Here is a 17,142-nt window from a genome sequence, read left to right on the forward strand (position 1 = left end):
CCCGTGCGCCCCGACGCCCCGATCGGCATCTTCGACTCCGGTGTCGGGGGCCTCACCGTGGCCAGGGCGGTGATCGACCAGCTGCCCGCGGAGCAGGTCGTCTACGTGGGCGACACCGCCAACGGGCCGTACGGGCCGCTGCGGGTCGCCGACGTGCGCCGGCACGCGCTCGCCGTCGGCGACGCGTTGATGGAGCAGGGGGTCAAGGCGCTCGTCGTCGCGTGCAACACCGCCACCGCGGCCTGCTTGCCCGACATCCGGGAGCGCTACCCGGTGCCGGTCGTGGAGGTGCTGCGCCCCGCGGTGCGCCGGGCCGTGGCCACCACCCGCAGCGGGCGGGTCGGGGTGATCGGCACCAGCGCGACGATCGCCTCCGGCGCCTACCAGGACGCCTTCGCCGCCGCGCCCGGCGTGGAGGTCACCGCTGTCGCGTGCCCGCGATTCGTCGACTTCGTCGAGCGGGGCATGACCAGCGGACGGCAGGTGCTCGGGCTCGCGCAGAGCTACCTGGAACCGCTGCAGCGGGCGCGGGTCGACACCCTCGTGCTCGGCTGCACCCACTACCCGCTCCTCGCCGGCGTGCTGCAGATCGTGGCCGGGCCGGACGTCACGCTCGTCTCCAGCGCCGACGAGACGGCCAAGGACGTCGTGCGCGTGCTCATGGAGCACGACCTGGCCCGCGACCCGGCCGGCCCGCCGCCCGCGGCCCACCGCTTCCTCGCGACCGGCGATCCCGGGCCGTTCCGCCGACTGGGCCGCCGGTTCCTCGGCCCGGAGATCGGTGTCGTCGCCGGCCTGCCGGCCCCGGAGGCGGCCCCGGCGTGAGCGGCGGGCCGGCGTTCGGGACGCTGGGGTAGCGTCGCGGCGTGATCGGCGCTCTCGTCGTCGTGGTCCAGGTGGCGCTCGTGGCGCTCGCGGTCTACGGCGTGGTCCTCACCGTGCTGAACCGGCCCCCGGACGCGTGGACCAAGCGGGCGGTGGGGGTCGCCGTGGCGCTGCTCGCGGTGCAGGCCGTGATCGCCGCGGTGCAGGTGTTCTCCGGCACCACGCTCCCCGAGACCACGACGTTCCTCATCTACCTCGTCGTGTCGGTGTGCGTGCTCCCGATCGCGCTGCAGTTCGCGACGGCGGAGCCCACCCGGTGGGGCGGCGCCGTCGTCGCGGTGGGGGCGATCGCCACGGCCGTCGCGGTGTGGCGGCTGCAGGGGCTCTGGGTGCCCGGTGCCTGAGCCCGCCCGCGCCACGTCCTCCGGCCCGGGGCGGGTGCTGATCGCCGTGTACGGGGTGTTCGCGCTGTCGGCCACGGCGCGTGCGGGCGTGCAGATCGCCACCCGGTTCGGTGAGGCGCCGGTGGCCTACCTGCTGTCGGCGTTGGCAGGCGTGGTCTACATCCTCGCCACCGTGGGGCTCGCCGGTCACGGGCCCGGCGCCCGCAGGCTCGCGTGGGGCGCCGTGGTGTTCGAGCTGGTCGGCGTGCTCACCGTCGGCACGGTCACCGTGTTCGACACCGGCGACTTCCCCGACGACACGGTCTGGTCGGTGTACGGGCGCGGCTACGGGTTCGTGCCGCTCGTGCTCCCGCTGATCGGCCTGTGGTGGCTGCGCCACACGCGGGCACGTTAACGTCCGCGCATGCGGCTGATCGTGCTCGGGTGCTCGGGCAGCGGCCCCGGTCCGGACTCACCGGCATCCGGGTACCTCGTCGAGGCCGGGGACACCCGGATCGTGCTCGACCTGGGAAACGGCGCGTTCGGCGCGCTGCAGCGCCACGCCGACCCGTGGGAGCTCGACGCCGTGGCGTTCTCCCACCTGCACCCGGACCACTGCGCCGACTTCGGGTCCCTCGTCGTGCACCGCCGCTACCACCCGCGCCCGCCGTACGACCCCACCTCCCGCCCGCTGCCGGTGCACGCCCCGGCCGAGGCCCCCGACCGGTTCGCCGCGGCGTACGCGCCCTCGGCCGCCGAGCGGGCCGAGACCGACCTCACCGACGTCTTCACCTTCCACGCGCTCGCCGACGGCGCCGGCTCCGCGGTCGGGCCGGTCACGCTCACGACGCGGCGCGTCGACCACCTCTGCGAGGCCTACGCCCTGCGCGTCGATGCGGGTGGGCGGAGCCTCGTCTACAGCGGTGACACCGGCCCGTGCACCGCGCTCGTGGAGCTGGCGCACGGCGCCGACGTGCTCCTGTGCGAGGCCACGTGGCCGCACGTGTCGGACGAGTGGGAAGAGCCCCCACCGGGCGTGCACCTGTCCGGGCGTCAGGCGGGCGAGCACGCCACGGCGGCCGGGGTGGGCCGGCTGCTGATCACCCACGTGCCGGCGTGGTTCTCCGGGGAGGAGCTGCTGGCCGAGGCCGGGGCGGCGTTCGACGGGCCGGCGGAGCTGGTGGCTCCCGACGCGGCCTACGAGATCTGACTACTGCACGATCCCCTGCCACGCGGCCGTCGACCCGGCGTGCCCGACCAGCACCACGACGACGACGACCGCGATGCCCGTGAGCGCCGCCAGCGCCGAGAGGCCGGTGGCGACGTGGTAGCGGGTGGCGGTGGCCGCGCGTGCGGCGTGCGCCCCGACCTCGGCGCGAACGATCGCCAGCTCGGTGAGCACGGCACCGCCCAGGAGCACGAGGAACGCGAGCGCGACCGGCAGCACCCATGCGGCGCGCTGCATGTGGATGTCGATCAGGGGGTTCTGACCACCGAGCGCCGCGTACAGCTGGCTGCCGGTGGTGGTGGCCATCGGGACCGCCGCGACACCGGCCAGCGCCACGAGCAGGACCGGGATGCCGAGCGAGCGTCGCCACGAACGCCGCACCGCGATCACGACGGCTCCCACCGCCGCGAGGGGCAGGAGTACCACCACCGCGTGCACGACGAGGGGGTGCAGCGGGATGCCGTCGATGACCCACATGTCCTGTGCAACGGGCGGGCGCGGCGTCCGGTTCATCCGAGGTCATAGGGTGGCCGCGTGACACGCGCAGACGGCAGGACCGACGACGAGCTCCGCCCGGTGACGATCACCCGGGGCTTCCAGAAGCACCCGGCGGGCTCGGTGCTCGTCGAGTTCGGGGACACGAAGGTGCTGTGTGCGGCCAGCGTCGCGGAGGGAGTTCCGCGCTGGCGCAAGGGATCGGGTCTGGGCTGGGTCACCGCGGAGTACGCGATGCTGCCGTCCGCCACGAACACCCGCAGCGACCGCGAGTCGGTGAAGGGCCGCATCGGCGGCCGGACGCACGAGATCAGCAGGCTGATCGGCCGCTCGCTGCGCGCGTGCATCGACCTCGCGGCGCTCGGCGAGAACACCATCGCGCTCGACTGCGACGTCATCCAGGCCGACGGCGGCACCCGCACCGCGGCGATCACCGGCGCGTACGTGGCGCTGGCCGACGCGACCACCTGGCTGGGCGCGCAGGGCGCGCTCGCCGACCCCAAGCCGCTGTCCTGCCAGGTCGCGGCCGTCAGCGTCGGGGTGGTCGACGGGCGCGTGCGGCTCGACCTGCCGTACGAGGAGGACTCCCGCGCCGAGGTCGACGCGAACGTCGTCGCCACCGACACCGGCACGCTCATCGAGGTGCAGAGCACCGGCGAGGGCGCCACCTTCACCCGCAGCACCCTCGACTCGATGCTCGACATCGCGCTCGCCGGCATCCGCCGGCTGTCGGACCTGCAGGCCGAGGTGCTGACGCAGCCGTACCCACGCGAGCTGCCGGGGCGCTCGTGAAGGTCCTGCTCGCGACCCGCAACCCCGGCAAGCTCGCCGAGCTGCGCCGGATGCTCGCCGACGCCCGCGTCGAGGTGCTCGGCCTCGCCGACGTCCCGGAGTACCCGGAGGCCCCGGAGACCGGCGCCACCTTCGCGGACAACGCGCTCGCCAAGGCGCGGGACGCGGCGGCCGCCACCGGCCTGCCCTCCGTGGCGGACGACTCGGGGCTCGCGGTCGACGCGTTGAACGGGATGCCCGGTGTGCTGTCGGCGCGCTGGAGCGGCCGCCACGGCGACGACGTCGCCAACCTCGAGCTGCTGCTGGGCCAGCTCGGCGACGTGCCCGACGAGCGGCGCGGGGCGGCGTTCGTCTGCGCGGCGGCGCTGGTGGTCCCGGACGGGCCGGAGATCGTGGTGCACGGCGAGTGGCCCGGCCGGATCGTGCGGGCGCCCCGCGGCACCGGCGGCTTCGGCTACGACCCGATCTTCGTGCCGGACGGCGAGGAGCGCACCTCCGCGGAGCTCAGCCCGCAGGAGAAGGACGCCGCGTCCCACCGCGGCCGCGCCATGCGCGCGCTCCTGCCCCACCTGCACGCCCTGACCTGACGGCGCGGAACGCGGGACTCGCCCGCCAGAACGCGAGACTCGCCCGCTCGGACGCGGGACTCGCCCGTCAGAACGCGAGTCTCGCGTTTTGCGCGCCGAGTCCCGCGTTCCGGCCGGGCGAGTCTCGCGTCTCGGCGGCCGAGTTCGCGGCTTGCGCGAGGGGTCAGTCGGCCGGGTCGGGCTCGGCCAGCACGCGGCGGGCCACGGCGAAGGCGGAGTTCGCGGCGGGAACACCGCAGTAGATCGCGCTCTGCAGGAGCACCTCCACGATCTCCTCGCGGGTGAGGCCGTTGCGCAGGGCCGCGCGCAGGTGCATCTCCAGCTCGCTGTAGTGCCCGTGCGCCACGAGCGCGGTGAGGGTGATGGCGCTGCGCATGCGCCGGTCCAGGCCGGGGCGGGTCCAGATGCCGCCCCACGCGTACCGGGTGATCAGTTCCTGGAAGTCGGCGGTGACGGCGTCGGCGCGGGAGAGCGCGGCGTCGACGTGCTGGGCCCCGAGCACCTCGCGGCGCACCGCGAGGCCGTCCGGGTCGAGGTCGAGGGCGGGCTGTTCCGTGGTCACGCCACGCACCGTAGCTGCCACGGAGGTGAACGGACGGTGTCGAGCACCACCCTTCCCGACCCCCCGCTCCCGGACATCGGTACCTTCGGTGGAGTGAGCTGGGGACGGATCGCCGCGGCGGGCACGGCTGTGCTCGTGGTCGCCGTGGTCGCCTTCCTGCTGTACCGCACCGGCACCGACCTGCTGGACGTCCGCACGGCCGTGCGCGCAGCGGGGCTGTGGGCGCCGCTCCTGTTCGTCCTGCTGCAGGGCATGGTCACGGTCACACCCGTGCCGCGCACCGTGTTCACGGTGGCGGCAGGGGTGCTGTTCGGCGGCATCGGCGGGGTCGTACTCGCGGTGGCGGGCACCTCGCTGGCGGCCGCCGTCGCATTCTGGCTGGTCAAACTGTTGGGCGGGCGGTTCACCCGCCGGCACACCGACCACCGCGTCATGACGTGGGTACGCGCCCGCCTGGATCGCAGCGGCCTGCTCGCGATGGTGTCGCTGCGCCTGATCCCGGCCGTGCCGTTCTCGGCGATGAACTACGCCTCGGCGCTCGCGGGCGTGCGCTTCGCTCCCTACCTGCTCGGCACCGTGCTGGGGGTCCTGCCCGGCACGATCGGGATCGTGATCCTCGGCGACGCCGCGGTGGGCGGCAACCCGCACCCGGCGATGCTGCTGATCTCGGTCTGCTCGGGCCTGGTGGGCCTCACCGGCGCACTCATCGCGGCGAGGCGCCCGGCGATCTCGCCGGTGGGCGAGGAGTAGGAGATCGTGCCGGCGGCGGGATTCGAACCCGCACTGTCGGCGTTCTAAGCGCCGCCTCTCTGCCGATTGGAGTACGCCGGCGTTCTGTTCCGCCCGCACCACGTATCGGTGATGGGCGTGGCAGTTCGGGCACAGGATACGGAGGTTCTCGAGTCGGTTGTCGGTGTGGTCGCCGTTGATGTGGTCGAGACAGAGCGGGAGTCGTTCGCCGCGCCACTCTGAGAGCCCGCACTCCTCGCAGTGGGCGGGCTTGATGCCTGCGGCGATGAGTCGCTTCCGAAGGTGCCCCGAGGTCGCCGTGGAACCCTTGACCAGCAGTTGTTCGAGTGGCGTGACCCTCGTGGACGGCCGACGGACTCCGCGGGCCCAGCTCTGCCCCAGGAAGTGCGACGTGTCGAGGTCGAGCCGCCGGATGTGAGCCACGATGTACCGGAACATGCCGCCGCTCGGGTTGTAGCCCAACCGCCGCATCACACCGTGAACGGTTCGCTCGCTCCTGACTGCCTCGACGAGCTGGGCGTCCGTCCACCGCCGGGACACTCTGCGTGAACCCAACGCCGACCCAGGGATGTGCGACGCGTCCAGTCCCAGGCGAACGATGTGTTTCCGGAGCACGTCGTACTTCCCCGGCCGGATCCCGAGCCGGACGTGGACCTCCCGGAGACTGCGACTCGCCGCTACGGCGGCCACCAGCTGCTCATCGGTCCAACTCCGAGCACGGGGCATGATCCCGACGATATTCGAACGTGCGTTCGAAAGCGTGTCGAAGATCGCGAGTTGTCCACAAGCGATGCTAGGCCTCGGCTTCGGCCTCCGCAGCCAGCTCCGCCGGGGCGCGCATCCGCCAGGCGTCGAGGACCAGCTCCGCCAGCCGTTCCGGATCCACCTTCTCGAGCCGGACCATCACCAGCGGCAGGCCGTCGTAGGTGGGGTGGGTGAAGAACAGCTCGGGCTCGCCGAGCAGCAGGGCCTGCTTCTCGGCCTCGTCGCCGACGTAGAGCACGGCGACGTCGGTGCGGATCTCCCGCCGCCTGCCGGGCACGCGCTCGGGGTAGGACCAGACGAACCCCTTGTTGCCGACGCGGAAGTCGAAGCCCTCGCTCGGGATCTCCTCGACCCCCGGCAGCGCGAGCGCGATCCGGCGCACGTCGTCGTCGGTCGCCACGAAACCCCCTCGACTCACTCCCGCACGGCGCCCTCCAGCATGCCCCGGATGAAGTGGCGCTGGAGGAAGAGGTACACCACCACGACGGGGGCGGCGACGATCACGGCGCCGGTGGCGAGCAGCGTGCGGCCGGACGTGTGCTGGCCCTGGAAGAACGCGAGGCCGAGCGGGGCGGTGCGCAGGCCCTCGTCGGTGGCCATGACCAGGGGGATGAGGAACTCGTTCCAGGTCCACATGAACGTGAGCACCACCATCGTGACGATCGCGGGCCGCCCCGGCGGCACGAGGATCTGCCAGAGGATGCGCCACGAGCTCGCGCCGTCGAGCCGGCCCGCCTCGATCAGGGACTGCGGGCGGGACCGGAAGTAGGCCCGCATCCAGAACGTGCCGAACGCCACCGACTGCGCCACCTGCGGTAGCGCGATGCCCCAGAACGTGTTGGTCAGCCCGAACGTGCGCAGGTCGAAGTACAGCGGGACGACGATGACCTCGGTGGGCACCATCAGGCCGAGCAGGAACACCGGGAAGAGCACCGCGGCGCCGGGAACGCGCATGGTGCCGAAGGCGTAGCCCGCGAGCACCGACAGCACGCCCGCCACGACCACGACGAAGCCGGACACGGCGATGCTCGTGAGCATCGAGCGGCCGAACCGCCCCTCCTCCCACGCGGCCGGGAAGTTGGCGAGGCCGCCCGCGCCTCCGGCGTCGTCGGGGCCGAGCGCGCTGCCCAGGATCGCGAGGATCGGCCACAGCGCGAACACCGCGAAGACCAGGAGGATCACGTAGTTCGCCGAGCGCTCGGTACGGGAGATCATCGGCGCTCGCCGATCCGGACCACCGCGAGGTTCACGGCGAAGATGATGACGGTCAGCGTGACGCCCACGGCCGCGGCCGAGCCCACCTCGCCGAGCCGGAACGCCCGGTTGTAGACCTCGAACGACGGGACCGAGGTCCGGTTGCCCGGTCCGCCGCCGGTGGTGATGTAGATCAGGTCGAACGTCTTGAGCGCGGCGATCACGGTGAGCGTCAGCGCGACGGCGATCTCCGCGCGCACCGACGGCAGCGTGATCGCGAAGAACTCCCGCACCGGTCCGGCGCCGTCCAGCCGGGCGGCCTCGTACAGCTGGTCGGGGATCCGGCTGATCCCGGCCATCAGCAGCACGGTGACGAGCCCGGTCTGCACCCAGGTGCCGACGACGCCGACGGCGGGCAGCGCGAACACGGGGTCGCCGAGCCATGCCCTGGCGACCCCGCCGAGGCCGACCAGCGTCAGCAGGTCGTTGACCGAGCCGTCGGGGGCGTAGAGCTGCCGCCAGGCGACGCCGACCACGACCATGGCCACCACCTGCGGCAGGAACACGACCGTGCGGAAGAACGGCAGGCCGCGCATCCGCGCCCGCGTGAGCAGTGTGGCGAGCACGAGCCCGATCCCGGTGGGCAGCAGCGCGAAGAACACGATCAGGACGAGCGCGTGGCCGAACGCCGCGCGCAGGTCCCCGTCCGTGACGACCTCGACGTAGTTGCCCAGCCCCACGAACGTCGCGAGCGTGAGCCCGTCCCAGTCGAAGAGCGACAGGTGCACGGCGCGGCCGAGCGGGTACAGCACGAACGCCGCGTAGACGACCAGCGCGGGCGCGACGTAGGCCAGCGCGTGCCACGGAGAGGGACCCAGGCGGCTTCTGCGGGGCGGGTCAGCCATTCTTCTCGACGAAGGCGGCGTAGTCGGCCTGCACGGTGGAGAGGGCCGCGTCGGGCGGCTGCGAGCCGCCGAGCAGGTCCTGCAGCGCCGCGCCCATCGTGTCGCCCATGGTCGGCGTGGCGTAGTCGAGGTAGGGCAGCAGCTGCCCGTTGTCGGCGACCGTGGCGAACGCGGCGAAGACGTCCTGCGAGAGCCCGGCGGGCGGCGTCTGCGCGGCGGTGTCGACGACGGGCAAGTTGCCGGTCTCGGTGAGCACCTTCATGGCGTCGGGGCTGGTGATGAAGTCGAGGTAGGCCGCCGCGGCGTCGGGGGCGTCGCTGGCGCTGGTGATGGCGAACGGCAACCCGGTGCCTCCGGTGGCCGAGACCGGGCGACCCGCGGGCGGCGGGGGTGGCATGAACCGCACGTTCTGGCCCATCGCCGCCTCCAGGTCGGCGGCGTACCAGGTGCCGCCGATGAAGAACACCGACTCACCGCGGGAGAACGCCTGCCACGCCTGGTTGTCGTCGAGGCCGTTGACGCCCTCGTTGAAGTAACCCGCGCGCGCCCAGTCGGCGACCTTCTGCGCGGCCTGGGTGTTCTCCGGGGTGGTCCAGGACGCGCCCTTGCGGCCGAACGCGAGGTCGGTGATCTGCTCGGCGGGCACGAGCTGGTCCTGCACCGTGCCGAAGACGTGCAGGGCGGGCCAGCCCTCGACGTTCCCCAGTTGCAGCGGCGTGGCACCCGCGGCCTTGACGGCGGCGAGCGCGGCCTCGAAGTCCTCCCACGTGGCGGGGACGGCGATGCCGAGCCGCTGCAGCTCCGCCGGGTTGTAGTAGACGCCGACGACCTCGCCGACCTGCGGCAGCCCGTACACCTCGCCCTCGCCGAACACCTTGCCGTCGGGGGTGTAGCTGACGTACTGGCGGACGGAGTCGGGATAGCGCTGGTCCCAGCCGTAGGCCTTCGCCCACGGCGCGAGCGGCAGCAGCTCGCCCGCGGTGACGAACGCGCCCATGTCGGCGCGGCCGTTGTTGGCCTGCACCACGTCGGGCGCGTCGTCGCCGGACAGGGCGAGGCGCAGGGTGGTGGCCAGGTCGTCGAACGAGCGCGAGTCGCGCTTGATCGTGATGTTCGGGTACCGCTCGTGGAACGCGGCGTTGAGCCGCTCCATCTGCTCGTTCTGCCCGCCGCGGACCTCCTGGTCCCACACCGTGAGCGTGACCGGCCCGAGCGCGGCGACGTCGGTCCGGATCGCGCGGTCGGCGGGTGGTGGGGCGGCCGCGTTCTCCGACCCGGGGGTGCAGGCAGCGAGGAGCCCCAGCGCCCCGACGAGCGCGGCGACGGCGGCGCGACGGGTCCGGGCGGGGCGTGTCATGGGGGCTCCTCAGGGGCGGGTGACGTCGGAGTGGCGGGCGATGGTGGCCGCCGCCCGCCGCACCCCGCAGACGTGGGTGCGTGGCACAAGATCCTCGAGGAAGCCGTAGCGACGGGCAAGCTCGACGGAAGCGGGATTGCCCTCGGCGGCGCAGGCGCGGGTGCGGCGCCACCAGTCACCGATGTCGCCCCAGCCGGGTGCGGCGAGCGACCCCCCGAACTCGTGGACGGCGAGCGCGGCCGACACCCCGGCGAACCGCAGCCGGTGTTCGAGGGGCCAGCCGGCGATGGTGCCGAGCACGAGCGCCGCGCCGAAGACGTCGCCCGCTCCGGTGGGATCCAGCGCGTCCACGGGGAGCGCGGGCACCTCCGCCACCTCGCCGGTGACGCCGTCGATCGCGATGGCGCCCTCCCCGCCCAGCGTGACGACCGCGAACGGCACGTGCTCGGCGAGCGCGCGCAGCGCCGCCCGCGGCGTGTCGGTGCGGGTGTAGTGCATGGCCTCGACGGCGTTGGGCATGAACGCGTCGCACCCGGCGAGCGTGCGCAGCAGCGCGGGGTCCCAGGTGCCGGTGGGGTCCCAGCCCGCGTCGGCGAACACGAGCGCGCCGTCCTGCCGCGACCGCGCCACCCAGGACGGGAGGACGGGCGCGGCGGCGCCCTCGCCGATGCTGGTGATCACCGCCCGGCAGCGCGGGGGGATGCCGATCAGCTCGTCGGCCCCGATCGGCAGCTCGTGCCCGTGGGTGACCATGCTGCGGTCGCGCTGCACGGCCATGGACACGGTGACGGGGGAGTGCCAGCCGGCGAACCGGCGGGACCGGGAGAGGTCGACGCGCTCCTGGTCGGCGAGGGTCTGCCAGAGGAAGTCGGCGTAGACGTCGTCGCCGAAACCTGCGGCGAGGCTCGTGCGCAGGCCCAGCCGGGCGGCGGCCACCGCGAGGTTGGCGATGCCGCCGGGGCAGGAGGCCATACCGGACGCCCACACCTCGGTGCCCGCAGCCGGTGAGGCGGGCAGCCCGGTGAACACGATGTCGAGGAACACGGTGCCGGACATGAACACGTCGACGGCGGGTGAGCCGGCGTCGCGCAGGTCTGCGAGCGGGTCCCACCACACGGGCTCGTGCGGGGTGTCGACGATCGCGCTGGCCAACTGCGTGCACCACCTGTCCATAAGGTTGGTCTGCCCGGATAGTGCCGGTGGGGTGCGCGGATGGCAACCGCATGTGCGCAACTTTGCGCAGTGTTGACGAATGTTGCTCGCTACTGCCTGTTCGCCTGCGCGTCACTGGGCTACGGTGTGCGCGTGCTGCCGGCGAGCCGTCACGGGGAGATCCTCCGCCTGGTGCGGTCCTCCGGCGTGGTCTCGGTGGAGGCGCTGGCCGAGAACCTCGGCGTGAGCCGGTCCACGATCCGGCGCGACCTGCAGTCGCTCGACGCCGATGGCGCGCTGCGCCGCGTGCGGGGCGGGGCCGGGTGCGTCCTCGCCGCCGACGACCCGGTGCCGTTCGCCCAGGTCGCCACGGTGGCTGCCGGCGACAAGGAGGCGGTCGCCCGCGTCGCGGCCGAGCTCGTCGGCGACGGAGAGGTGGTGCTGCTCGACATCGGCACCACCACCGCGCGGCTCGCGAGGGCGCTGCGGGGCCGACGGATCACCGTGATCACGAGCAGCCTCGCCGTGGTCGACGAGCTGCGCTCCGACCCCGTGGTGGAGCTGCTCGTGCTCGGTGGCATCCTGCGGCGCAACTACCACTCGCTCGTCGGCCTGCTCACCGAGCAGGCCCTGCGCGAGGTGCGTGCGCACCGGCTGTTCCTCGGCACGAGCGGCATCGCCCGCGACGGCGAGGTGCGCGACTCCACGCTCGTCGAGGTGCCGGTCAAGCGGGCGATGATCGAGGCGGCCGAGCAGACCGTGGTGGTGGCCGACCGCGGCAAGTTCCCGGGCACCGGGCTGCTCACCGTGTGCGGGCCGGAGGAGGTCGATGTGATCGTCACCAACGAGGGAGCCGACGCGGGCACGCTCGCCGCGTGCGCCGCTGCCGGCACCGAGATCCGGCTCGTACCCCGGTGAAGCTCACCGTCCTCGGCGGTGGCGGGTTCCGGGTGCCGCTGGTCTACCGCGCGCTCGGGAATGCCTCCCCGATCAGCGAGGTGGTCCTGCACGACGTGGCGCCCGAGCGGCTCACCGCGATCCGGGCCGTGCTGGAGCAGATCGGTGCGGGCCCGGCGGTGCGCGCCACCACCGACCTTGACGAGGCGCTCCGCGGCGCGCGCTTCGTGTTCTCCGCGATCCGGGTGGACGGGCTCGCCGGGCGCACCGTGGACGAGCGGGTGGCGCTGTCCTGCGGCGTGCTGGGCCAGGAGACCACCGGTCCGGGCGGGATCGCCTTCGGCCTGCGGACGGTTCCGGTCGCGCTGCGCGTCGCCGAGCGGGTGGCCGCGGTGGCGCCGGGCGCGTGGGTCATCAACTTCACCAACCCGGCCGGGATGATCACCGAGGCCATGCAGCGGGTGCTGGGCGATCGGGTGGTGGGCATCTGCGACTCGCCGATCGGGCTGGCCACGCGCGCCGCGCGGGCACTCGGGATCGACGCGGGCGGCGAGCAGGTGGTCGAGTACGTGGGGCTCAACCACCTGGGCTGGCTGCGCGGACTGCGGGTGGACGGGGTCGACCGGCTGCCCGACCTGCTGGCCGACGACGCCGCGCTCGACTCCATCGAGGAGGTGCGGCTCGTGGGCGCCGACTGGGTGCGGGCCATCGGGGCGCTGCCCAACGAGTACCTCTACTACTTCTACCGCACCCGCGAGGCGGTGGCGGCCATCCGCGGGGCGGCGAGCACGCGCGGGGAGTACCTGCTCGCCCAGCAGGAGCGGTTCTACGCCGACACCGCGGCCGACCCGGCCGGCGCGCTGGAGCGCTGGACGCGCGTGCGCGCCGAGCGCGACGCCAGCTACATGGCCGAGAGCCGCGAGGCGAGCGGCGCGGGCGAGCGCGCCGCCGAGGACGTCGCGGGCGGCGGGTACCAGCAGGTGGCGCTGGAGCTGATGGCGGCGCTGTCGGGCGGGCAACCCCATACGATGATCCTGAACGTCCGCAACGGCGCGGCGGTACCCGGTCTACCCGCGGACGCCGTCGTCGAGGTGCCCTGCCTGGTCGGCGCGCACGGCGTCACGCCCCTTGCCACGGCCCCGCTGCCCGGCGCGATGCTGGGCCTGCTCCAGCAGGTCAAGGCGGTGGAACAGGACACGATCGAGGCCGCCGTCGCCGGGTCGGAGAGGCTGGCACTCCGCGCCTTCGCGCAGCACCCGCTCGTCGACTCGGTGGGGGTGGCGCGGGAGCTGCTGCACGGCTACCGCGAGCGGCTGCCGGGGATTGCGGCGGTGTTCGGCGACTCCTCGCGGTGAGCTCCCCGGCGTCGACGTCCGTGTCGTCAGCCGGTGAAGCCTCAGACCGCGAGGTCCTTCCGCAGCTTCGCCACGTGGCCGGTGGCGCGCACGTTGTAGAACGCCTGCTCGATCTTCCCGTCCGGGCCGACGACGAACGTCGACCGGATGACGCCGGTGACCGTCTTGCCGTACATCTTCTTCTCGCCGAAGGCGCCCCACGCGGTGAGCACCTCCTTGTCGACGTCGGAGAGCAGCGGGAACGTCAGGCCCTCTGCGTCGCGGAACTTGACGAGCTTGGCCTGCTTGTCGGGTGAGATCCCGATGACGTCGAGCCCGGCATCGCCCAGCTCGGCGAGGTTGTCCCGGAAGTCGCAGGCCTGCTTCGTGCAGCCGGGCGTGCTGGCGGCGGGGTAGAAGTAGACGATCACGCGCCGGCCGCGGTAGTCCGACAGGGACACGGGCTTGCCGTCCGCGTCGGGAAGAGTGAAGCCGGGAGCCGTGTCGCCGGGGGCCAGACGGGTCGTCATGCCGCGATACTGGCATCCGTGCCGCTGATCTACGGTGGCACCCTCCCGCAAGACCTTCGACCCGCACCACCAGGAGGCGTCGTGCCCCGCGACCCGGACACCATCCAGCGCGAGATCGAGCAGGCCAGGGACGCGCTCGCCGACAGCCTCGACGAGCTCTCGGAGCGGGCCCACCCGAAGCACCTGGTGGCGGCCGGCAAGGAGGGCGTGCAGAACCGGCTGGCCGACCCGCGGATCCGCTACGGCCTGATCGCGATCGGCGCGCTGCTGGCCTTCGCGCTGCTCCGCAAGCTCTTCCGCTGAGGTCCCCCGACGCCAGCATGGTGGCCATGCTGCCGTGTTGCGCCAGTATGGCCACCATGCTGGCATTCGGCCTCAGCTGAGCGACGCCGCCGTCTCCCGCGCCTCCGACAGCCGGGCGCCCGAGGCGACCAGGGGGCGGTAGCGGGCCACCAGGCGGGCGGCGCCGAAGCCGGCCACCGCGACCACCCGGTCGCCCGCGACGTACGCGGCCACCGTGCCGCGCACCGGACCCCCGTCGAGGCCCGCGCCGTGCAGCGGGACGACCTCGTCGCCGAGCTCCGGCCGGCCGAGGATCTGGATCTTGAGGCCGAACTGGTCGGACCAGCAGTAGGGCACGGTGGGCGGCGGGGGTGCGGCGGCCAGCACGTCCCGGGCCACCACCGCGGCCTGGTCGCCCGCGCTGGTCCAGTGCTCGTGCCGGTGCCGGCCGCCCGTCACCGGGTCGTCCCACGACGCGACGTCGCCGACGGCCCACACCCCGTCCAGGCCGTGCACCCGCCCCGTCGGGCCGCAGGGGAGGCCGCGCGAGGTGTCGAGGCCGAGGCCGGCCAGCCAGCCCAGGTCCGGCACACCTCCGATGCCGACGACGGCGGCCTCCGCGGCGACCTGCCGGCCGTCGGCGAGTTCGACGGTGACACGGCCGGGGGCTCCGTCGGAGCCGTCCGTGAACCGGGTGATCGTGGCGCCGGTGTGCAGCTCGGCGCCGCCCTCGGTGAGCAGCCGCCCCGCCACGGCTCCCACCTGCGGCCCGAGCGCGTGGACCGCAGGCACGTCGAGCGCCTCGACGACCGTGACGGCGGCGCCACGGGTGCGGGCGGAGCTCGCCACCTCGGCCCCGATGAACCCGGCGCCGACGACGAGCAGCGAGCTCGCGGTCTCCAGCGTGGCCCGCAGCGCGAGCGCGTCGTCGAGGGTGCGCAGCGTGTGCACCGGCGCGGGTTGGCCCGGCAGCTCCCGGGCCACCAGCCCGGTGGCGATCACGACGGCGTCTCCGTGCAGCGTCGCCCCGTCGGCCAGCTCCAGCTCGTGGCCCCGGTCACCGGGGCGCAGGGCGACGGCGGGGTTGCCGAGGTGCGCGCGTACGCCGAGCTCGTCGAACGTCTCGGGCCCGGCCAGCGCGGTGCGCGCCGGTTCCCACTCGCCGGTGAGCACCTGCTTGGACAGCGGTGGCCGGTCGTAGGGCAGCCGTGACTCGGCACCGACGAGGCTGATGCGGCCCTGCAACCCGGCCGAGCGCAGCTGCTGTGCCGTGCGCAGCCCGCCCAACCCGGCACCGACGATCACCACGTGCTCCGGCTGACCGGTCATGACGTTCTCCCCCCGCCGGCGATTCTGGCCCAGCGCTCAGCCGACGCGGGTCTCGGGGTCCAGCCGGGTGCGCAGCCGGTCGAGGGTCTGGGCCAGCAGCCGCGACACGTGCATCTGGGATATGCCCACGCGGTCGGCGATCTGGGTCTGGGTCATGTTGCCGAAGAACCGGAGCAGCACGATCGTGCGCTCCCGTTCGGCGAGCTCGGCGAGCACCGGGCGCAACGCCTGCCGGAAGTCGACGCGGTCGAGCTCGGCGTCGGCCTCGCCCACCAGCTCACCGACGGTGGCGCTGCCCTGCTCGGAGGAGAGCATCTCGTCCAGCGAGGAGCTCCGGTAGGCCTCGGCGGCCTCCAGACCTTCCAGCACCTCCGAGACGGGCACCCCGAGGCGCTCGGCGATCTCGGTGGGCTTCGGCGCGCGGCCGAGGCTCTGCGACAGCTCCGAGACGGCGCTGTTGATCGAGACGTGCAGGTCCTTGAGCCGCCGTGGCACCCGCATCGACCAGCCGAGGTCGCGGAAGTGCCGCCGGACCTCGCCGCTGATGGTGGGCACGGCGAACGAGAAGAAGTCGGAGCCGCGGTCCGGTGCGTAGCGGTCGATCGCGTTGATCAGCCCCACGGTGGCGACCTGCACGAGGTCGTCGAGGGGCTCGCCGCGGTTGGAGAAGCGGCGAGCGATGTGCTGGGCCACCGGGAGGAACCCCCGCACGAGCTCTTCACGCAGCTTCTCCCGGTCGGGATGGTCGACCGGGAGCGCGGCGTAGCGTTCGAGAAGGGGCGAGAGGTGTCCGTACTCGGGGTCTGCTCGGGTCACCGCATCACGTCGCCGGAGCGCTTGTCCAACCGGATGCCCACGGTGGGCCCGGCGCTGTCGACACCGGGATCGTGGTGCACGGTGACCTCGTCGGCGAGGGTCTGCAGCACCCGCCAGCCGAAGGTGTCGGTGGAGACCACCGCCTCGGCGTGCTTGGTCTGCACCTGTGCGTGCACCTCGATGCGCTCCGGACGTACCAGGAACGTGCAGCGCAACCACGATGTGGGCGCGGCGACGTCGACGAGCGTGGCGCAGGCCTCGTCCACGGCCATCCGCAGGTCGGAGATGGCGTCGAGGTCGAAGTCGGCCCGCGCGGCCAGGTCGGAGGCGACCGCGCGGATGGTGGGGATCAGCGCGGCGCTCGCCGACGTCCGGACCTCCACGGTCGATGCCCCGTCGAGTGCGTCGGCGGGCGAGGGGGAGTCCAGGTCGGACACGCTGCCGGGTCTCCTTCCGGTCTCCTCAGGTGCGGTCACCGCACCGGGGGGTTGTTATCTTGCTACCTGGTCTTTGCGGGTTCAATCGCGGCCCCCGTACGCGGAGTCCGGGTCGGAGTGCAGTTCGAACAGGGCTGCGGTGCCGGTGACCTCCAGCGGGCGGCGCACCGCTCGACTGGTGATGACCAGCCTCAACCGGATCCCGCGGTCCTCGGCCCGGTGGGCCGCGGAGATCATCGCAGCCAGGCCGCTGGACGAGAGGAACCGGACTTCGGTGAGGTCCATCACGAGAACCTCGCCCGAAGAGGTGAGCAGCTCCTCGATGGCGGCCGTGAACGCGGGCGTGGTGAGCGTGTCGATCTCGCCGCGGACCGCGAGGACCACCGTGTCCGGATGCGGCCGGGTGACCGCGGCGTCGAGGACCTCGGGGCTGGGCCGGCCCGAATCGCCCATGTGTCACCTCCGCCTCGCCGCGCGAACCCTACCCCGCGCTCCCGGTGTCGAGGTGCGCATCACCCGCTT

General features: G+C 73.4%; 22 protein-coding genes and 1 tRNA gene. 10 read left to right on the forward strand and 13 right to left on the reverse strand.

Annotated elements, in window-relative coordinates; translation table 11 throughout:
• The first annotated feature begins 3 nt into the window (after window positions 1-3).
• From murI to ABEA81_RS27815, 4 genes are read left to right on the forward strand one after another with little or no spacing between them, the layout of a single operon-like run.
• Window positions 4-825 (forward strand): glutamate racemase, encoded by an 822-nt coding sequence (murI, locus tag ABEA81_RS27800; RefSeq protein WP_345608722.1) that lies wholly within the window; start codon window positions 4-6, stop codon window positions 823-825.
• A 41-nt stretch (window positions 826-866) separates the two neighbouring features.
• A complete protein-coding gene (locus tag ABEA81_RS27805; RefSeq protein WP_345608724.1) occupies window positions 867-1,229 on the forward strand; it encodes a hypothetical protein in 363 nt (120 codons plus the stop codon).
• The gene (locus ABEA81_RS27810) at window positions 1,222-1,623 is read left to right on the forward strand and encodes a hypothetical protein (RefSeq protein WP_345608726.1); all 402 of its coding nucleotides are present in this window, start codon (window positions 1,222-1,224) and stop codon (window positions 1,621-1,623) included. The genes ABEA81_RS27805 and ABEA81_RS27810 overlap by 8 nt, the downstream gene beginning before the upstream one ends.
• Before the next feature lie 9 nt (window positions 1,624-1,632).
• A complete protein-coding gene (locus ABEA81_RS27815; RefSeq protein WP_345608728.1) occupies window positions 1,633-2,418 on the forward strand; it encodes an MBL fold metallo-hydrolase in 786 nt (261 codons plus the stop codon).
• Here the strand turns inward: ABEA81_RS27815 and ABEA81_RS27820 are convergent, their stop codons facing one another.
• Window positions 2,419-2,949: a DUF2231 domain-containing protein gene (locus tag ABEA81_RS27820; protein WP_345608730.1), complete on the reverse strand. Its 531-nt coding sequence runs from the start codon at window positions 2,947-2,949 to the stop codon at window positions 2,419-2,421. It lies immediately after the preceding gene.
• A 21-nt stretch (window positions 2,950-2,970) separates the two neighbouring features.
• Between ABEA81_RS27820 and rph the strand changes: the two genes are divergently transcribed.
• Complete coding sequence (gene rph / locus ABEA81_RS27825; protein ID WP_345608732.1) at window positions 2,971-3,723, forward strand: ribonuclease PH; 753 nt, start codon at window positions 2,971-2,973, stop codon at window positions 3,721-3,723.
• Window positions 3,720-4,310 carry an RdgB/HAM1 family non-canonical purine NTP pyrophosphatase gene (rdgB, locus tag ABEA81_RS27830; RefSeq protein ID WP_345608734.1) on the forward strand — a complete coding sequence of 197 codons (591 nt, stop codon included), beginning with the start codon at window positions 3,720-3,722 and terminating at the stop codon, window positions 4,308-4,310. The genes rph and rdgB overlap by 4 nt, the downstream gene beginning before the upstream one ends.
• A gap of 163 nt (window positions 4,311-4,473) precedes the next feature.
• Here rdgB and pcaC read toward each other — a convergent pair whose 3' ends face one another.
• Window positions 4,474-4,872 (reverse strand): 4-carboxymuconolactone decarboxylase, encoded by a 399-nt coding sequence (pcaC, locus tag ABEA81_RS27835; protein ID WP_345608736.1) that lies wholly within the window; start codon window positions 4,870-4,872, stop codon window positions 4,474-4,476.
• A 36-nt stretch (window positions 4,873-4,908) separates the two neighbouring features.
• Here pcaC and ABEA81_RS27840 point away from each other — a divergent pair, with 36 nt between their 5' ends.
• On the forward strand, window positions 4,909-5,622 hold the full coding sequence (locus tag ABEA81_RS27840) for a TVP38/TMEM64 family protein (RefSeq protein ID WP_345608738.1): 714 nt from the start codon (window positions 4,909-4,911) through the stop codon (window positions 5,620-5,622).
• 7 nt (window positions 5,623-5,629) lie between these two features.
• Here the strand turns inward: ABEA81_RS27840 and ABEA81_RS27845 are convergent.
• From ABEA81_RS27845 to ABEA81_RS27870, 6 genes are all read right to left on the reverse strand, one after another.
• Window positions 5,630-5,703 (reverse strand) — tRNA-Leu (locus ABEA81_RS27845).
• Between the two features lie 712 nt (window positions 5,704-6,415).
• Complete coding sequence (locus tag ABEA81_RS27850; protein WP_345608740.1) at window positions 6,416-6,787, reverse strand: MmcQ/YjbR family DNA-binding protein; 372 nt, start codon at window positions 6,785-6,787, stop codon at window positions 6,416-6,418.
• Between the two features lie 14 nt (window positions 6,788-6,801).
• A complete protein-coding gene (locus ABEA81_RS27855) occupies window positions 6,802-7,602 on the reverse strand; it encodes a carbohydrate ABC transporter permease (protein ID WP_345608742.1) in 801 nt (266 codons plus the stop codon).
• Window positions 7,599-8,486, reverse strand: a complete 888-nt coding sequence (locus ABEA81_RS27860; protein ID WP_345608744.1) for a carbohydrate ABC transporter permease — start codon at window positions 8,484-8,486, stop codon at window positions 7,599-7,601. Before ABEA81_RS27860 ends, ABEA81_RS27855 begins: the two co-directional genes overlap by 4 nt.
• The gene (locus ABEA81_RS27865) at window positions 8,479-9,843 is read right to left on the reverse strand and encodes an extracellular solute-binding protein (protein WP_345608747.1); all 1,365 of its coding nucleotides are present in this window, start codon (window positions 9,841-9,843) and stop codon (window positions 8,479-8,481) included. Before ABEA81_RS27865 ends, ABEA81_RS27860 begins: the two co-directional genes overlap by 8 nt.
• 9 nt (window positions 9,844-9,852) lie before the next feature.
• Window positions 9,853-10,899: a carbohydrate kinase family protein gene (locus ABEA81_RS27870; protein ID WP_345608846.1), complete on the reverse strand. Its 1,047-nt coding sequence runs from the start codon at window positions 10,897-10,899 to the stop codon at window positions 9,853-9,855.
• Between the two features lie 249 nt (window positions 10,900-11,148).
• On the opposite strand from ABEA81_RS27870, the gene ABEA81_RS27875 reads away from it, so the two are divergent.
• Window positions 11,149-11,913: a DeoR/GlpR family DNA-binding transcription regulator gene (locus ABEA81_RS27875; RefSeq protein WP_345608749.1), complete on the forward strand. Its 765-nt coding sequence runs from the start codon at window positions 11,149-11,151 to the stop codon at window positions 11,911-11,913.
• Window positions 11,910-13,247 (forward strand): 6-phospho-beta-glucosidase, encoded by a 1,338-nt coding sequence (locus ABEA81_RS27880; RefSeq protein ID WP_345608751.1) that lies wholly within the window; start codon window positions 11,910-11,912, stop codon window positions 13,245-13,247. Before ABEA81_RS27875 ends, ABEA81_RS27880 begins: the two co-directional genes overlap by 4 nt.
• 41 nt (window positions 13,248-13,288) lie before the next feature.
• Here ABEA81_RS27880 and bcp read toward each other — a convergent pair whose 3' ends face one another.
• Window positions 13,289-13,756 carry a thioredoxin-dependent thiol peroxidase gene (gene bcp, locus ABEA81_RS27885; RefSeq protein ID WP_345608753.1) on the reverse strand — a complete coding sequence of 156 codons (468 nt, stop codon included), beginning with the start codon at window positions 13,754-13,756 and terminating at the stop codon, window positions 13,289-13,291.
• An 81-nt stretch (window positions 13,757-13,837) separates the two neighbouring features.
• Here bcp and ABEA81_RS27890 point away from each other — a divergent pair, with 81 nt between their 5' ends.
• The gene (locus tag ABEA81_RS27890) at window positions 13,838-14,059 is read left to right on the forward strand and encodes a DUF3618 domain-containing protein (protein ID WP_345608755.1); all 222 of its coding nucleotides are present in this window, start codon (window positions 13,838-13,840) and stop codon (window positions 14,057-14,059) included.
• A gap of 72 nt (window positions 14,060-14,131) precedes the next feature.
• Here ABEA81_RS27890 and ABEA81_RS27895 read toward each other — a convergent pair whose 3' ends face one another.
• From ABEA81_RS27895 to ABEA81_RS27910, 4 genes are all read right to left on the reverse strand, one after another.
• Complete coding sequence (locus tag ABEA81_RS27895; RefSeq protein WP_345608757.1) at window positions 14,132-15,367, reverse strand: NAD(P)/FAD-dependent oxidoreductase; 1,236 nt, start codon at window positions 15,365-15,367, stop codon at window positions 14,132-14,134.
• Window positions 15,368-15,403: 36 nt separating this feature from the next.
• Window positions 15,404-16,183, reverse strand: coding sequence for a SigB/SigF/SigG family RNA polymerase sigma factor (locus ABEA81_RS27900; RefSeq protein WP_345608761.1), 780 nt, complete (start codon window positions 16,181-16,183; stop codon window positions 15,404-15,406).
• Window positions 16,180-16,620: an ATP-binding protein gene (locus tag ABEA81_RS27905; RefSeq protein ID WP_345608763.1), complete on the reverse strand. Its 441-nt coding sequence runs from the start codon at window positions 16,618-16,620 to the stop codon at window positions 16,180-16,182. Before ABEA81_RS27905 ends, ABEA81_RS27900 begins: the two co-directional genes overlap by 4 nt.
• Before the next feature lie 81 nt (window positions 16,621-16,701).
• Complete coding sequence (locus ABEA81_RS27910) at window positions 16,702-17,073, reverse strand: STAS domain-containing protein (protein WP_345608765.1); 372 nt, start codon at window positions 17,071-17,073, stop codon at window positions 16,702-16,704.
• Between the last annotated feature and the right edge of the window lie 69 nt (window positions 17,074-17,142).

Source organism: Pseudonocardia adelaidensis (assembly GCF_039543345.1).
GTDB lineage: Bacteria > Actinomycetota > Actinomycetes > Mycobacteriales > Pseudonocardiaceae > Pseudonocardia > Pseudonocardia adelaidensis.

What these genes read in the sequence shown, in the direction of transcription:
- ABEA81_RS27815 (WP_345608728.1), top strand. Translation starts at nt 1,633, where the DNA reads ATGCGGCTGATCGTGCTCGGGTGCTCGGGCAGCGGCCCCGGTCCGGAC.
- ABEA81_RS27820 (WP_345608730.1), bottom strand. Translation starts at nt 2,949, where the DNA reads ATGAACCGGACGCCGCGCCCGCCCGTTGCACAGGACATGTGGGTCATC.
- ABEA81_RS27855 (WP_345608742.1), bottom strand. Translation starts at nt 7,602, where the DNA reads ATGATCTCCCGTACCGAGCGCTCGGCGAACTACGTGATCCTCCTGGTC.
- ABEA81_RS27860 (WP_345608744.1), bottom strand. Translation starts at nt 8,486, where the DNA reads ATGGCTGACCCGCCCCGCAGAAGCCGCCTGGGTCCCTCTCCGTGGCAC.
- ABEA81_RS27865 (WP_345608747.1), bottom strand. Translation starts at nt 9,843, where the DNA reads ATGACACGCCCCGCCCGGACCCGTCGCGCCGCCGTCGCCGCGCTCGTC.
- ABEA81_RS27870 (WP_345608846.1), bottom strand. Translation starts at nt 10,899, where the DNA reads ATGTCCGGCACCGTGTTCCTCGACATCGTGTTCACCGGGCTGCCCGCC.
- bcp (WP_345608753.1), bottom strand. Translation starts at nt 13,756, where the DNA reads ATGACGACCCGTCTGGCCCCCGGCGACACGGCTCCCGGCTTCACTCTT.
- ABEA81_RS27895 (WP_345608757.1), bottom strand. Translation starts at nt 15,367, where the DNA reads ATGACCGGTCAGCCGGAGCACGTGGTGATCGTCGGTGCCGGGTTGGGC.
- ABEA81_RS27910 (WP_345608765.1), bottom strand. Translation starts at nt 17,073, where the DNA reads ATGGGCGATTCGGGCCGGCCCAGCCCCGAGGTCCTCGACGCCGCGGTC.